The sequence below is a fragment of the Pseudarthrobacter defluvii genome, assembly GCF_030816725.1.
Taxonomy (GTDB): Bacteria; Actinomycetota; Actinomycetes; order Actinomycetales; family Micrococcaceae; genus Arthrobacter; species Arthrobacter defluvii_A.
This window is the reverse complement of record NZ_JAUSYG010000001.1, coordinates 2917146-2931533: the sequence shown is the minus strand read 5'-3', so window position 1 is coordinate 2931533 and position 14388 is coordinate 2917146. Positions and strand designations below refer to the sequence as shown.

At 68.3% G+C, this 14388-nt stretch carries 10 protein-coding genes; 3 read left to right on the top strand and 7 right to left on the bottom strand.

Annotated features, from left to right (window positions below; all coding sequences use genetic code 11):
* Positions 1 to 109 precede the first annotated feature (109 nt).
* On the top strand, positions 110 to 3802 hold the full coding sequence (gene mfd / locus QF031_RS13695; RefSeq protein ID WP_307429036.1) for a transcription-repair coupling factor: 3693 nt from the start codon (positions 110 to 112) through the stop codon (positions 3800 to 3802).
* Between the two features lie 6 nt (positions 3803 to 3808).
* On the top strand, positions 3809 to 4621 hold the full coding sequence (locus QF031_RS13690; RefSeq protein ID WP_307429034.1) for a metal-dependent hydrolase: 813 nt from the start codon (positions 3809 to 3811) through the stop codon (positions 4619 to 4621).
* A 126-nt stretch (positions 4622 to 4747) separates the two neighbouring features.
* Here the strand turns inward: QF031_RS13690 and QF031_RS13685 are convergent, their stop codons facing one another.
* From QF031_RS13685 to nirB, 6 genes are all read right to left on the bottom strand, one after another.
* Complete coding sequence (locus QF031_RS13685) at positions 4748 to 5011, bottom strand: hypothetical protein (RefSeq protein ID WP_307429031.1); 264 nt, start codon at positions 5009 to 5011, stop codon at positions 4748 to 4750.
* A 53-nt stretch (positions 5012 to 5064) separates the two neighbouring features.
* Complete coding sequence (gene deoC, locus QF031_RS13680; RefSeq protein ID WP_307429027.1) at positions 5065 to 5784, bottom strand: deoxyribose-phosphate aldolase; 720 nt, start codon at positions 5782 to 5784, stop codon at positions 5065 to 5067.
* Between the two features lie 154 nt (positions 5785 to 5938).
* Entirely contained in the window at positions 5939 to 6817 is an 879-nt protein-coding gene (locus tag QF031_RS13675; RefSeq protein WP_307429025.1) for an FAD-dependent oxidoreductase, read from the bottom strand.
* 201 nt (positions 6818 to 7018) lie between these two features.
* Positions 7019 to 8182 (bottom strand): uroporphyrinogen-III synthase, encoded by a 1164-nt coding sequence (locus QF031_RS13670; protein WP_307429022.1) that lies wholly within the window; start codon positions 8180 to 8182, stop codon positions 7019 to 7021.
* A gap of 14 nt (positions 8183 to 8196) precedes the next feature.
* Entirely contained in the window at positions 8197 to 9246 is a 1050-nt protein-coding gene (cobA, locus tag QF031_RS13665) for a uroporphyrinogen-III C-methyltransferase (protein ID WP_307429019.1), read from the bottom strand.
* 3 nt (positions 9247 to 9249) lie between these two features.
* Positions 9250 to 11892, bottom strand: a complete 2643-nt coding sequence (nirB, locus tag QF031_RS13660) for a nitrite reductase large subunit NirB (protein ID WP_307429018.1) — start codon at positions 11890 to 11892, stop codon at positions 9250 to 9252.
* Positions 11893 to 12151: 259 nt separating this feature from the next.
* Here nirB and nirD point away from each other — a divergent pair, with 259 nt between their 5' ends.
* Entirely contained in the window at positions 12152 to 12544 is a 393-nt protein-coding gene (gene nirD, locus QF031_RS13655) for a nitrite reductase small subunit NirD (protein ID WP_307429016.1), read from the top strand.
* A 64-nt stretch (positions 12545 to 12608) separates the two neighbouring features.
* Here the strand turns inward: nirD and QF031_RS13650 are convergent, their stop codons facing one another.
* The gene (locus QF031_RS13650; RefSeq protein ID WP_307429013.1) at positions 12609 to 14360 is read right to left on the bottom strand and encodes a phospho-sugar mutase; all 1752 of its coding nucleotides are present in this window, start codon (positions 14358 to 14360) and stop codon (positions 12609 to 12611) included.
* Positions 14361 to 14388: the final 28 nt, after the last annotated feature.

The window sequence follows — 14388 nt, the reverse complement described above, 5'->3', positions numbered from 1 at the left end:
GCGGGCATGTCATTCCTGCGCGGTAGGCTGGGAGTACCCGGGATTCGCAGCGAATTTCGGGTTTTCGCGTTGCCTGCTTGTCTTCATGAACACCACAGGAGCTTCCGCCATGAGTCTTCCCGGCCAGTCCGCCGCCGGCACATCCAGCACCGGCAAGTCCGCCGCGCTTCCGACGCTGGACGGACTCCGCCGCGCCCTTGAACCGGAGACGACGTTCGCCCGCGTCCGTGCCGAGGCCGCCCGTGGGTTTGCCGTCCGTGGGCAGGATTACCAGATCAGCGCCCCCGCAGGCCTTCGCGCGGTCCTGCTGGCGGAGATGGCGGACGGGCTTGCGGCTGCCTCCGATGGCGCCGAGCCGGGCGTGGTGCTGGCTGTGACGGCCACCGGCCGCGAGGCCGAAGACCTGTCCGCAGCCCTGCGGGCCTACCTGCCGGCGGATTCGGTGGCTGAGTTCCCCAGCTGGGAGACCCTCCCGCATGAGCGGCTTTCGCCGCGCTCGGACACGGTGGGCCGCAGGCTGTCCGTGCTGCGCCGGCTGGCACATCCGGAAAGTTCGACGGCGGGCCGGCTGCGCGTCGTCGTCGCGCCCGTCCGCGCCGTGGTCCAGCCGGTGGTGGCAGGGCTGGGTGACCTGGTGCCCGTCACGCTGGGAGTGGGCCAGGACGTCCCCTTCACCAGCGTCGTGAAGAGCCTCGCGGACGCCGCCTATGCGCGGGTGGACATGGTGACCCACCGCGGCGAGTTCGCTGTCCGCGGCGGCATCATCGACGTCTTCCCGCCCACGGAGGACCACCCCATCCGCGTGGAATTTTTCGGGGACGAGGTGGACCAGATGCGCTGGTTCGCCGTCGCCGACCAGCGCTCGCTGTCCGCGCCGGGGATCCATCACCCTACGGAGCTGCACGCCCCGCCCTGCCGCGAAATCCTCATCACTCCTTCCGTCATGTCCCGCGCCGCCACCCTTAAGGCCCAGCTTCCGGCCGCGGCGGATATGCTCGAAAAGATCGCCGGCGGCATTGCCGTGGAGGGCATGGAATCCCTGGCCCCGGTGCTGGTGGATGCAATGGTGCCGTTCGTGGACCAGCTGCCGGCAGATTCCATCGCCGTGGTGATCGAACCGGAGAAGGTGCGTACCCGCGCCCACGACCTCGCTGCCACCAACGAGGAGTTCCTCGAGGCGGCCTGGTCCACCGCGTCCGACGGCGGGGCCGCACCTTTGGATCTCAGCTCCCAGGCCAGCGCGGCGCTGCATTCGGCGAGCTTCCGCTCATTGGCCGAAACCCGCGGCTCCGCGCTGGGCCATGGCGTGTCCTGGTGGTCCATAACATCCCTGGCGCAGGACGCCGAGCTGCTGCCCGAGATCGATGTGCTGAACCTGCACGCGCGGGAGCCCCGCGGCTACCAGGGCGATGTCGCGGAGATGATGGACTTCATCGGATCCCACGTGCGCGACCAATGGCGGATCGTGGTGGCCACCGAAGGCCCCGGGCCGGCGCAGCGCCTCGCCGAGCTGTTCCACGAAAATGACATCCCGTGCGCGCGGGTGGACAGCCTGGACCACGAGCCCCAGCCGGGCATCATCGAGGTGACCACTGCCGCCGTCGGCCGCGGTTTTGTCCTGGACGCGCTCAAACTGGGCCTGCTCACCGAGGCCGACCTGCTGGGGCGCACCTCCGCCGGGTCCACCAAGGACATGCGGAAGATGCCGTCCAAGCGGCGCAACGCCGTGGACCCCCTGCAGTTGGTGGCGGGGGACCATGTGGTCCACGAACAGCACGGCATCGGCCGGTTCGTGGAGCTGATCCAGCGCAAGGTGGCCGGCGGCGGCGACGGCGTCCGGGAATACCTGGTCCTGGAATATGCGCCGTCAAAGCGCGGCGCCCCGGGGGACCGGTTGTTCGTCCCCACTGACCAGCTGGACCAGGTCACCCGCTACGTTGGCGGCGACACCCCGGTGCTGAGCAAGATGGGCGGCGCCGACTGGGCCAGCACCAAATCCAAGGCCCGCAAGGCTGTTAAGGAAATCGCCGGCGAACTCATCCGGCTGTACTCGGCCCGGATGGCCTCCCGCGGGCACGCCTTCGGCCCCGATACCCCCTGGCAGCGGGAGCTTGAGGAAGCCTTCCCGTATGTGGAGACCCCGGACCAGCTGACCACCATTAATGAGGTCAAGGCCGACATGGAGCGCGAAATCCCCATGGACCGCCTGGTGTCCGGCGACGTTGGCTACGGCAAGACCGAGATCGCGGTCCGCGCTGCGTTCAAGGCCGTGCAGGACGGCAAGCAGGTGGCCGTCCTGGTACCCACCACATTGCTGGCCCAGCAGCACTACGAAACCTTCACCGAACGGTTCTCCGGCTTCCCTTTGAGGGTCAAGCCGCTGTCCCGGTTCCAGTCCGCCAAGGAGTCCAAGGAAACCGCCGAGGGCGTCAAGAGCGGGGCGGTGGACGTGGTGATCGGCACGCACCGGCTTTTGTCCAAGGACTTCGAGTTCAAGGATCTTGGCCTGGTGATCGTTGACGAGGAACAGCGGTTCGGCGTGGAGCACAAGGAAGCGCTAAAGAAGATGCGCACCAACGTGGACGTCCTGGCCATGAGCGCCACCCCGATTCCCCGGACCCTGGAGATGTCCCTCACCGGGATCCGCGAAACATCAACGCTGGCCACCCCGCCGGAGGAACGGCACCCTGTGCTGACCTACGTTGGCCCGTACACGGACAAACAGACCTCGGCCGCAATCCGCCGCGAGCTGATGCGTGAAGGCCAGGTGTTCCTGGTCCACAACCGGGTGTCCACCATTGAGCGGACGGCCGCCAAGATCCGCGAACTGGTGCCCGAGGCGCGCGTCGAGGTGGCACACGGCAAGATGTCCGAAAGCCGCCTGGAGCAGATCATCGTGGACTTCTGGGAACGGCGGTTCGACGTCCTGGTGTGCACCACCATTATCGAAACGGGGCTGGACATCTCCAACGCCAACACCCTGATCGTGGACGGGGCGGACAAGTACGGCCTGTCCCAGCTGCACCAGCTCCGCGGCCGGGTGGGCCGTGGCCGGGAACGTGCCTACGCGTACTTCCTGTACCCCTCCGAGAAACCCCTGGGCGAGGTGGCACTGGAGCGGCTCAAGGCCGTTGCGGCCCACAACGAGCTGGGCGCCGGCATGCAGCTGGCCATGAAGGACCTGGAAATCCGCGGCGCCGGAAACCTGCTGGGCGGGGAACAGTCCGGCCACATCCAGGGGGTGGGCTTCGACCTGTACATCCGCCTGGTGGGCGAGGCCGTGGCCGACTTCCGCGGCGAGGCCGAAGAGAAGGCCGCGGAGATGAAGATCGAACTGCCCGTCAACGCGCACCTGCCGCACGACTACGTTCCCGGCGAACGGCTGCGGCTGGAGGCGTACCGCAAGCTGGCAGCGGCCCTCACCGACGAGGCCATCGATGAGGTCCAGGCAGAACTCGTGGACCGGTACGGCGAACTTCCGCTGCCCGCGCAGAACCTGGTGGCCGTAGCCCGGTTCCGGGTCGCCGCCCGCGAAGCCGGGCTGTCCGACGTGGCCCTGCAGGGCAACTTCATCAAGTTCTCCCCGGCCACCCTGCCGGAGTCCAAGACCATGCGCCTGAACCGGATGTATCCGGGGTCCCAGACCAAGCCTGCGCTGGACGCGGTCCTGATTCCCAAGCCCAAGACGGCCCGGATCGGGGGCCGGGACCTCCAGGACGCAGAGATCCTGGAATGGGCCAACGGCGTCATCCGGAACATCTTCTCCGACGCCCCTCTCGCCGCTCCGGCAGTCAGCGGTTAGGACTTGATGGGAGGACACCACGCCGCGTCGGGAGCCGCGGCGTGGGTAGCTGTTGCGTCCACCGGCCCGTACACGCTCGGCTGGTACCCGCTGGATCCCACGGGCATCCTCATCGGCGGCATGGCCACGGCCGGCACCGCGCTGGTCTGCGACTGGGACCACCGCTCAAGCACCGTGGCCCATGCACTGCCGCCGCTGTCCAACGCGATCGCGCGCGGCATCGAAAACGCCAGCGGCGGCCACCGGCAGGGCACGCACTCCATCCTTGGCGCGGCAGTGTTCGTGTTCCTGGCCGGCCTGGCATCCCAGGTCCACATGGACACCGCATGGGGCCGCCTGTCCGTTGGCGCCGGGCTGTTGTGCATGTTCCTGATCAACATCGCAGCGAAGGCGCTGAAGCTCTTCCCCAAATCCGGCTTCATCTCCAACTGGATTTTCGCGCTGGTGATGGCGGGACTGGTCACCGTCTACGCTCCGGAGCAGTGGACCTGGCTGCCCGCATCGATGCTCATCGGGGTGGTGGTGCACATCGTGGGCGACCTCATCACCACCGGGGGAGTGCCGCTGCTCTGGCCACTGGTGGTCCGGCCGCCGAAACTGCTGCGCCGGCTGCCCCTGCTGCGGAACGTCTGGCGGGCGAACGGCGCCCTGTCCCTGCCCTTGTTGGGCCGTGCCGGTTCCAAGCGGGAGTGGCTGGTGCTGATTCCAGTGAGCGCCTACGCCATGGTGGGCATGTCCATGGCCGGCTGGGCCATCGCCCAGCATCACTGGGGCCGCGTGGCCGCTGCCGCCGGCGCCTGGATCAGGCTCTGGTTCTAGCAGCAGCGTCAGACAGCAACGGGCCCCGGACAAATCCGGGGCCCGTATTAATTCTGCTCACCCAACTGCGTCACAGTACCTGTCGTTATGAGGGTGCATAACGACAGTTAGTGCCACCTGCTTGGGCTAGTGCTCGCCCGCAGAGTCGGAGCGGCCAAAGATGGTCTGCGGAAGCCAGAACGCCAGGGCGAACAGGATCAGGCAGGCGGCCATGGGCCAGGGGTTGCCCAGGCTCAGGAAGGACAGCGAGTAGATGGCGCCGAGGAAAAGGGCGAAGCAGATGATGAAGAGCACAATGCTGCCGCCGAGCTTGTTTTCGTTCTGCGGGGTCCTGACGTGTTCCTGGTTGGACGCCGTGTCCCGGCTGGACGCGTTGATCTGGCTGGACATGTGTTCCTCCTCGGCCCCGCGGGGCGTGGTCTGCGGCGGGCTTCCGGTTCCGGTCAGTAGGTTGCTGAACCCTGTTCACCCTTGACGATGGCAATCCCGGAGCTGGCACCAATTCGTGTTGCACCTGCTGCAATCATAGCCTGAGCGTCGGCCAGGGACCGTACGCCGCCGGAGGCCTTGACCCCCAGGTCGGGGCCCACGGTTTTGCGCATCAGTGCCACGTCTTCAACGGTGGCGCCGCCGCCGTTGAAGCCCGTGGAGGTCTTCACGAAGTCCGCCCCGCCTTCCACGGCCGCCTGGCATGCCAGCACCTTCTGCTCATCGGTCAGGAGGGCAGTTTCGATGATGACTTTCAGGATGGCCCCGCCCGCGTGCACGGTCTCTGCTACGGCGGCGATGTCATCCGTCAGGGCGCCCTTGTCGTTCGCCCGCGCGGCGGCAATGTTGATCACCATGTCCACCTCGTCGGCCCCGTCGAGCACCGCACCACGGGCCTCGAACGACTTCACATCGGTGGGAGTGGCGCCCAGGGGGAAGCCCACCACGGAGCAGGTGAGGACGCCCGAGCCCCTGAGCGCGGTGGTGACTGTCTTGACCCAGATGGGGTTCACGCACACGGACTTGAACCCGTACTCAGCCGCCTCCGTGCACACCTTGAGCACGTCTGCCTCGGAGGCCTCGGGCTTGAGCAGGGTGTGGTCGATATAGGAGGCAATGTTCGCGGTTCCGGCCGCGCCCGCGGTGCCGGCGTGGACAGTGGCTTCGTTGCTCATGATGGTCCTCTCGAAAGGCTTTGTGGGCCCGCGTTGACTCGGTTTTGGGAACCATCTTGTCACAGCGGGCCGCGCCCGAAGCAGGCCGCGGCAGCAGGCCGGATGCCGGAAGCGTGTGCAGCGGCCGAAGGGCACCCAAATCCAGGGGACCGGCTTAGGCAGCCGCCTGCAGGGCGGGCGCGGCGGCAGCGGCAGCGGCAGACAGCAGCTGCGTTGCGCAGGCTCCTGCCGCCGAAGCCGCCGCCACCAGCAGGCCCAGCCGCACGCCGTCGAACGCTGCTGCGTCCCCAATCGCCCAGATTCCAGGCACCGAGGTGCGGTAGTCCCGGGTGATCACGATGCCGCCGGCCGCCGCCGTCTGGAGGCCGCCGCTGGCTGCCAGGCCGTCGCGCGGAACCCGCTCCTCGGCGAGGACGACGAAGTCGCCGGTCATGCTGCTGCCGTCCTCGAAGACCACCGACGACGCGGCCAGCCGGGAAGCGGACCTGCCGGAAACGACCGCAGGAACGACGGCGGATGGCCTGGCGGTGGTGCGGATGGGCCGTACGCCCCTGGCCCGCAGGACCGCCTCGGCCTGGCCGGCCGCAGCGCCGGTCCCCACCAGGATGCCCACCGGACGGCGGCCCAGCTCCCGGGCAACCTTCTGGACGCCCCTCGATACGAGCGGTGCGTCGTCGATGGTGGCGTAGCTCAGGCACTGCGCGGCACCGTCCACAGGGCTGGCTACGGGGGCCGAACCCGTGGCAATCACCAGTTGGTCGTACGCGAATTCCATGCCGTCGGCCGTTGCCACCGTGCGGTTGACAGCGTCGATGTGGCTGGCGGGCTGGCCGAAACGCACGGAAACCTGGGGCAGCATGGCCAGCTCCAACAGCTCCCCGGGGGTGTCATCCCGGTTGCTCAGCACGATGATGGTGCCGGTGAACCGGGCGCGGTCCAGCTGGGCCACCAGGGCCTGGGCAGCGGGGCCGGCACCGGCGATGACGATGCGGGTTGCGGGGGAGGAGGACGTGGAGGGTGCCGGAGCGGACATGTGCTGGCCCTTTCGCTGGCGGCCGGAGGCGGCCGGAACTTCGTGATGGAACCCAGCGTAGGTGCGCGTCTTTTCCGGCGTGTTTCCCTGCAGTTGCTGTTTAGCGGGCCCTTGTTCGCCAGTATTTACCGGCCGGTAACAGAACCCGTGACACACCTCTCATCCGGCGGCCGGCGGACACATTCACCGCGTTGCAGCACGTCAGACGCGGATCCGGTAGCCGCGCTTGACCACAGTCTCAATCAGTTTGCCGTCGGGCAGGGAGGACCGAAGCCGGCTCACGGTCATGTCCAGGGCGTGCACGGATCCGCGGAGTTCCAGCAGGTCGGAAAGCGACTCGCGGGACAGGACCGCGCCGTCGGCGCCGAGCAGGGCGCGCAGGAGCAGCAGGGGAGCGGGGGCCAGTTCCACCTGCTTGCCGTCGATGCGCAGGCTCCGGCCGCGCAGTTCGATGTTCCCGGAGCGGGTGTCGAGCCGCCGGACATGGTTCAGCGCCAGGTGCTCGCAGACCAGCCTGATGAGGGCGCCCATGCGGAACCGCTCGGGCACCAGCGGCGTAATCCCGGCGTCCAGGAGCGGCTGCGCCGTGACCGGACCCACGACCGCGGTGGTGACGTTGAGCTTCAGGCTCTCCACCAGCTGCTTGTAGAGCCCCATCTCATGGGCCGTGCTCCACATCGCGTCCACCGCGGGGGCGCTGGTGAAGGTCAGGACGTCAAGGTTCCCGCTGCAGGCCGCTTCGATCAGCCGGGGAAGCCGGTCCTCGCCGTCGGGCTTGACCCAGCGGTAGGGCGTGACCGTGAGGAACGTTGCGCCGGACATCCGCAGCCGTTCAATCTGCCGGACGTCGGTGTACCCGTGCAGCTGCATGGCCACGGTTTTGCCGCGGACGCCTTCAGCGAGCAGCATGTCCACCAGGGTGGCGGTGGTCTCGTCGCTGCTGATGCCGACGTCGGCAAGGCCGGCCGCGCGCACGGCACCGCGGGCTTTGGGTCCCCGGACGAACATGCGGGTGCTTCCCAGCGTTTCCAGCAATTCATCACCGATGCCAAAGGAATCCGCGGCCTCGCACCACCGGCGCATGCCGTACGCTGTGGTGGCGATGCAGAGGTCCGGCCTGGCCGCAATGATGGCCTTGGTGTCCTCGATGAGGCGCATGTCCTCCTGGACGGGGGCGATCTTCAGCGCGGGCGCATGCAGTACTTCGGCGCCGCGCCGTTCCAGCGCCTCGATGAGGTCGCGCGAGCGACGGTCCGAGGTGACACCGATGCGGAAGCCCTCCAGCGGCGATTCGGCGATGTCCGCGGCTTCCTCGGCCCGGGGTGGTTCGGGCCGCAGCTGTTCGGCGGGTGCAAGTGCAGTCATGGGGGCCAATCCTTTCATGATCCCAGCAGCGACGCCGCCAGCCTGTCCAGGTCCACGGCCTCCCCGGCGTGATTCCGGTTCGCTTCAGCCACCCGCACCACCTCGCCGATGACCAGCACGGCCGGGTTGCTGCAGCCGGCAGCGGCGGAGGTGATGGTCCCAAGGTCCGCGATGGTGGTGCGCTGGCCGGGCCGGTAGCCGCGCTCCACCACGGCCATGGGCGTGTCCGGCCGCATCCCGGCCCGGCGCAGGCCGGCCGCGAGCTGGTGGAGGGTGCCGATGCCCATGAGCACCACAATGGTGCCGCCCAACCCTGCCAGGTGGTGGTGCTCCTGCTCGGTCAGCGGGGCGTGCCCGGAGACCACCGTGAACATGTGGCTGACTTCCCGGTGGGTGACCGGGATTCCCGCGGCGGCCGGCACCGAAATGGCGCTGGTCACCCCGGAGACCACCTGCACCTTCACCCCCGCGGACACGCAGGCGGCCACTTCCTCGCCGCCGCGGCCAAAGACATAGGGGTCACCGCCCTTGAGGCGGACCACATTGTTGCCGGCCAGGGCGCTTTCCACCATCAGCTTCTCGATGTCCGCCTGGCTGACCTTGTGGTGGCCCGGCTTCTTTCCGACGTCGACGAGTTCCGCCGACGTCAGCAGCGGCAGCTCCTGGTACGGGGCCAGGCGGTCGTAAAACACGACGTCGGCATCCCGCAGCGCCTTGACGGCGGCCACGGTGAGCAGGTCGCCGGTGCCGGGTCCGCCGCCCACCAGGGTGACGTTTCCGGCAGGGCCGGCGGCAGGCTCTGCCGCGACGGGGAGGCCGGCTTGCCGGCAGCGGCCCAGGAAAGCGCTCCAGCCCGGCTGTCCGTCCTCGACGGCGGCAACCAGGAACAGCTGCCCGGGCAACAAGGTGCCCTGGCCGCCCGCGTCCGGGCCGGCGTCGTGCGGGCTGGTGAGGCGGTGGACGACGGCGCCCGCGGCCTGGTACCGGCGCACCGCCTGCCGCGCGGAAGTGTCCGTGCCGGTCACCAGGACGTTCCGGCCGGTGAGGTCGATGTTGAGCTGCATAAGCTATGCCTCGTTTCCGGTGGTGTCCGCTGTGGCTGTCCGAACCGGGATTGAGGCGCCGATCAGGACCTTTCCCTTCTCCTCCTGGGTGGCGGGGCGCATCTGGCCGCGTTCGTCCGGGACGAAGGTGATGGAGTCGTCTTTCTGGTCCGGCGCGTTGACGAAGGAGCGGAACCGGCGCAGCCTCTCGGGGTCCTTCAGGGTGTCGGCCCACTCGTCGACGTAGGTGTCCACGTGCTTGGCCATGGCGGCCTCGAGGTCCGCGGCGATGCCCAGGGTGTCCTTGACCACCACGTCCTCCACGTGCCTGATGCCGCCGTCGAGCTCCTCCTGCCAGCGGGCCGTGCGCTGCAGCCGGTCCGCGGTGCGGATGTAGTACATGAAGTAGCGGTCGATGTACTTGATCAGCGTTTCGTCGTCCAGGTCCTTGGCCAGGAGCTGGGCGTGGGCCGGGGTGGCACCGCCGTTGCCGCCGACATACAGGTTCCAGCCGTCGGCGGTGGCGATCACCCCCACGTCCTTGCCGCGGGCCTCGGCGCATTCGCGGGCGCAGCCGGACACACCCATCTTGAGCTTGTGCGGGCTCCGCAGGCCGCGGTAGCGCAGCTCCAGCTGGATGGCCATGGCCACCGAGTCCTGGACGCCGAACCGGCACCAGGTGGACCCGACGCAGGACTTCACCGTCCGCAGGCTCTTTCCGTAGGCCTGTCCGGACTCGAAGCCGGCATCCACCAGTTCCTTCCAGATCTCCGGCAGCTGTTCCAGCCGGGCGCCGAACATGTCGATCCGCTGGCCGCCGGTGATCTTGGTGTACAGGCCGTATTTTTCCGCGATCGCGGCGATGACGCCGAGTTTCTTCGGGGTGATCTCGCCGCCCGCGATGCGCGGCACCACGGAGTAGGTGCCGTCCTTCTGCATGTTGGCCAGGGCGCGGTCGTTGGTGTCCTGCAGGGTTCCGCGGCCGGCGTCCAGGACGTAGGCGCTGTTCTGGCTGGCCAGGATGTTGGCGATGGTGGGCTTGCAGATGTCGCAGCCGGCGCCGGTGCCGTACTTGGCCATGATCTCCTCGAAGGAGGTCAGTTCCAGGACGCGGATGGCATCGAACAGTTCCTGGCGGGACAGCTCGATGTGCTCGCACAGGGCCTTGGAAACCTCGACGCCGGACTTGGTCAGCTCGGTTTCCAGCAGCTTCTTCAGCATCGGCACACAGGAACCGCACTGGGTGCCGGCCCGGGTGCAGCCCTTCAGCTCGCCCAGTTCCTGGACAGGTGCGTTGTCCTCACAGGCGCCGCAGCCGTTGACGGCGTCGCGGATGGTTCCGGCCGTGACGTTGTTGCAGGAACACAGGGTGGCGTCGTCCGGAAGCTCCGTTTCGGGGGCTTCACCGCCGCCGGCCGCGCTGAGGAAGGCACCGGGCTCGGCGGGCAGTTCGCGGCCCAGGAGCGGGCGCAGGCTCATGTACGGGGAGGCGTCGCCTACGAAGATGCCGCCCAGCAGGGTCTTGGCGTCATCGGTGGTCACGATCTTCTGGTAGACACCCCGGGCGGGATCGGCGTAGACGATCTCCAAGGCGTGTTCGGTCCGGGCGAAGGCATCGCCGAAGCTGGCCACATCCACCCCGGACAGTTTCAGTTTGGTGGCGGTGTCGAAACCCGGGAACGTGGCGTCGCCGCCGTGCAGCCGGTCGGCCACGATCTCGGCCATGGTGTTGGCGGGGGCCACCAGGCCCAGGCACATGCCGCCGAAGTTGGCCACCTCACCGATGGCCCAGATCCCTGGTACTTCGGTGGCGCAGTAGTCGTTGATGACCACGCCGCCGCGCTGGCCCAGGCTGAACAGCTGCTCGTCGCCCTCGCCGGCGCGGAAAAGCTCATCGCGGGGCCTGACACCGACGGCGACAATGACCAGGTCTGCCGGGATGATGCGCTCGTCCGCCATGAGCACCCCGGTGACCTGGCCGCCGTCGTCCGCCAAAATCCCGCTGGGGAACACGCCGCCGTGGACTTCGAAGCCCTTGGCTTCGATGAGCCGGCCCAGGGCCTGGCCGGCGCCCTCGTCCAGCTGGGTGTTCATGAGCCACGGCGCACCGTTGATGACCACGGGGGTGGCGCCCAGCTGCTCGGTGCCGGCGGCCGATTCGAGGCCGAGGAGCCCGCCGCCGATGGTCACGGCGTTAATTTTGCGGCCGAGCTTTTCGGTGAGGCCGGCAATGGCCTTGTTGATGGCCCACACGTCCTCGAGGGTGCGGTAGACGTGGGCGTGCTCAGCACCGGGGATGGGCAGGCGCACAGCATCAGAACCTGTGGCGACCACCAGCTCGTCGTAGGCGTAGGCGTTCCCGGCGGCGGTTTCCACCTTCTTAGCGGCGGCATTGATTTTTACCACGCGCTCGCCCGTCTTCAGGACCAGCGAGCCGTGGTCCCACATGGAGGCGGTGCCCAGGGTGAGGTCCACGCCGGTGTCGGTGAGAGCTTTGGAGAGCGCCACCCGGTCGTACGGGAGGTGCGCTTCCTCGGTAAGGACCGTGACATGCCAGCCGTCGAGGCCGCGGGCATGCATGGCGTCCGCAAAACGGTGGGCAGCGGGGCCGCCGCCGGCGACGACGATGCGGCGCGGAGTCTCTGTGCTTGAGGTCTGTTCGGTCACTGTGGGCCTTTCGCATGGGCCGCAGACGGTGCTCTGCAGCTTGTGCCTCCAGCCTAGGAAGGGGCAGTTTCGCCTCAGTTTCCCAATTGTTTCGTCAACTTAACTTCTGCATCACGGATGCGTTTCCGCCCGGGTTAGGTCTCTTTTACCCGCCGGACACATACGCCGCACCCCGCTGAAACACCTGGACCCTAGCGTGGGACATGGCCGCAGAAGCAGCCATCGAAAAGGACAACAGGCACAGGGAAAGGAGCCGGACATGACGGCAACACTGGAACTTGGGGCGCTCGCCGCCGAATCAGACCTCACCGGGTTCGGGACCGGCTGGCACCGTGTCTGCATGGTGGATGACCTCGAACCCGCCTGGGGTGAGGCAGCCCTCGTGGCAGGCCGCCAGATTGCGCTGTTCCGCACCGGCCCCAGCGAAGTCTTTGCGGTGGCCCATGAGGACCCTGCCACCGGAGCCCACGTCATGGCCCGCGGCATCCTCGGTTCCAAGGGAACGCGGCCCACTATCGCCTCGCCGCTGCGTAAGGAGGTCTACGACCTTGAGACCGGTGAGTGCTTCAGCACCCCCGGCTTGCGGCTGGCAGCGTACAGCACCCGCGTCAGCGACGGCTTCGTCGAGGTGCAGCTCCAGTACTTGGGCTGACCCACAAAAGGGGCGCCGGGCTTTCAGAAAGCCCCGCGCCCCTTTGGTGCTTAAGAAGAACCGGTTACAGCCCCAGCGCTTCGCTGACGTCGTGCAGGACCTCGTCCAGCGAGGCCCGCACGGCCTGGCGTGCCGCCGGCAGCTCCGCGGCGGAGCCCACCTGGTGGATGACCTCCAGGTAGCACTTGAGCTTGGGCTCCGTGCCGCTGGGCCGGATGATGACGCGGGTCAGGTTCCGCGTGATGTAAAGCAGCCCCTCGGTGGGCGGCAGCTGGGCGCTTCCCTCGGCAAGGTCAGTGAAGACCTCCACCGCTGACTGCCCGAACGATTCGGGCGGCGAAACCCGCAGACGGTTCATCATGGCGTCCAGCAGGCCCAGGTCCGCAACCCTGATGCTGAGCTGGTCGCTGGCGTGCAGGCCATGCTGGAGGTACAGCTCATCCAGAGTGTCGAAGACCGTCTTGCCTGCGGCTTTGGCGGTGGCGGCGAGTTCGGCGATCAGGACTGCGGCGGAGATGCCGTCCTTGTCCTTCACCAGGTCCGGCGCCACGCAGTACCCCAGCGCCTCCTCGTAACCGTAAACCAGGCCGGGAACACGGGAAATCCACTTGAATCCGGTGAGTGTCTCCTGGTGGGCGAAACCGGCAGCGGCGGCGATGCGGGCCAGCAGCCGCGAGGAAACAATGGAGTTGGCGAAGACTCCCTGGGCGTCCGCCTCGCCCCCGGGGACAGCACCGTCCGCGAGCCGGGCCACCATGTGGGCGCCGAGCAGCGACCCCACTTCGTCGCCGCGGAGCATCCGCCACGCACCGGTGTCGGGGTCCTTCGCAGCCACCGCGGCCCTGTCGGCGTCGGGGTCGTTGGCGATGACCAGGTCTGCGTCCAGCCGGGCAGCCGTCTCCAGGGCAAGGTCCAAGGCACCGGGTTCCTCCGGGTTGGGGAAACTTACGGTGGGAAAATCGGGGTCCGGGTCCGCCTGCTCGGCCACCACGGTGACATCTTTGAAACCTGCCGCCTGCAGGACGTCCAGCGCCGTGCCGCCGCCAACGCCGTGGAGCGGGGTGAGGACAATCCTCAGGTCCCGGGCCGGAAAGCGGTCCGGCATGGCGAGTGCCGCCGTCGCCTGCTGGTACCCGGCGGCGATGGAACCGTCCAGGACGGTCCACCCGTCCTCCGCCAGCGGAATCGACTCCAGCGGCCCCACGGCGCTGATGCGCGCGGCGATTTCGGCGTCGTAGGGAGCCACGATCTGGGCGCCGTCGCCGTCTGTCGTTACCGCGTGCCGGCCCAGGTACACCTTGTACCCGTTGTCCTGCGGCGGATTGTGGCTGGCGGTGACCATGACGCCGCCATCGCAGTCCAGGGCGCGGACAGCGTAGGCCAGCAGGGGAGTGGGGAGGGCGGCCGGCAGCAGGAACGTCTCGATGCCGGCAGCGGTGAAGATCGCCGCCGTTTCGGCCGCGAAGACGTCGGAGTTGTACCGGGCGTCATAGCCGACGACGGCGCGGGGCCGGGTGCCTGCCGCCGCCTTGGCCACGGCGTCCACGAGGAAGGCGGCGAGTCCGGCGGCGGCGCGGCGCACCACCACCCGGTTCATCCGGTTGGGGCCGGGGCCCAACGCCGCACGCAGGCCTGCAGTGCCAAACTGCAGGGTGCCGCGGAAGCTGTCTTCCAGTTCCTGCCGTGCCGCTGGATCGCCGTTGTCGACAAGGCGGACAAGCTCAAGGAGGGAGGCCCTGGTTGCGGGATCCGGGTCCTGGGCGGCCCAGTCGCGGGCCTCGGCGAGCAGGCGGAGTTCGGCATCGGCAGTGGTCATGGGCATAACGCTATCGTCATTGCACGCC

What these genes read in the sequence shown, in the direction of transcription:
- mfd (WP_307429036.1), top strand. Translation starts at nt 110, where the DNA reads ATGAGTCTTCCCGGCCAGTCCGCCGCCGGCACATCCAGCACCGGCAAG.
- QF031_RS13690 (WP_307429034.1), top strand. Translation starts at nt 3,809, where the DNA reads ATGGGAGGACACCACGCCGCGTCGGGAGCCGCGGCGTGGGTAGCTGTT.
- QF031_RS13685 (WP_307429031.1), bottom strand. Translation starts at nt 5,011, where the DNA reads ATGTCCAGCCAGATCAACGCGTCCAGCCGGGACACGGCGTCCAACCAG.
- deoC (WP_307429027.1), bottom strand. Translation starts at nt 5,784, where the DNA reads ATGAGCAACGAAGCCACTGTCCACGCCGGCACCGCGGGCGCGGCCGGA.
- QF031_RS13675 (WP_307429025.1), bottom strand. Translation starts at nt 6,817, where the DNA reads ATGTCCGCTCCGGCACCCTCCACGTCCTCCTCCCCCGCAACCCGCATC.
- QF031_RS13670 (WP_307429022.1), bottom strand. Translation starts at nt 8,182, where the DNA reads ATGACTGCACTTGCACCCGCCGAACAGCTGCGGCCCGAACCACCCCGG.
- cobA (WP_307429019.1), bottom strand. Translation starts at nt 9,246, where the DNA reads ATGCAGCTCAACATCGACCTCACCGGCCGGAACGTCCTGGTGACCGGC.
- nirD (WP_307429016.1), top strand. Translation starts at nt 12,152, where the DNA reads ATGACGGCAACACTGGAACTTGGGGCGCTCGCCGCCGAATCAGACCTC.
- QF031_RS13650 (WP_307429013.1), bottom strand. Translation starts at nt 14,360, where the DNA reads ATGACCACTGCCGATGCCGAACTCCGCCTGCTCGCCGAGGCCCGCGAC.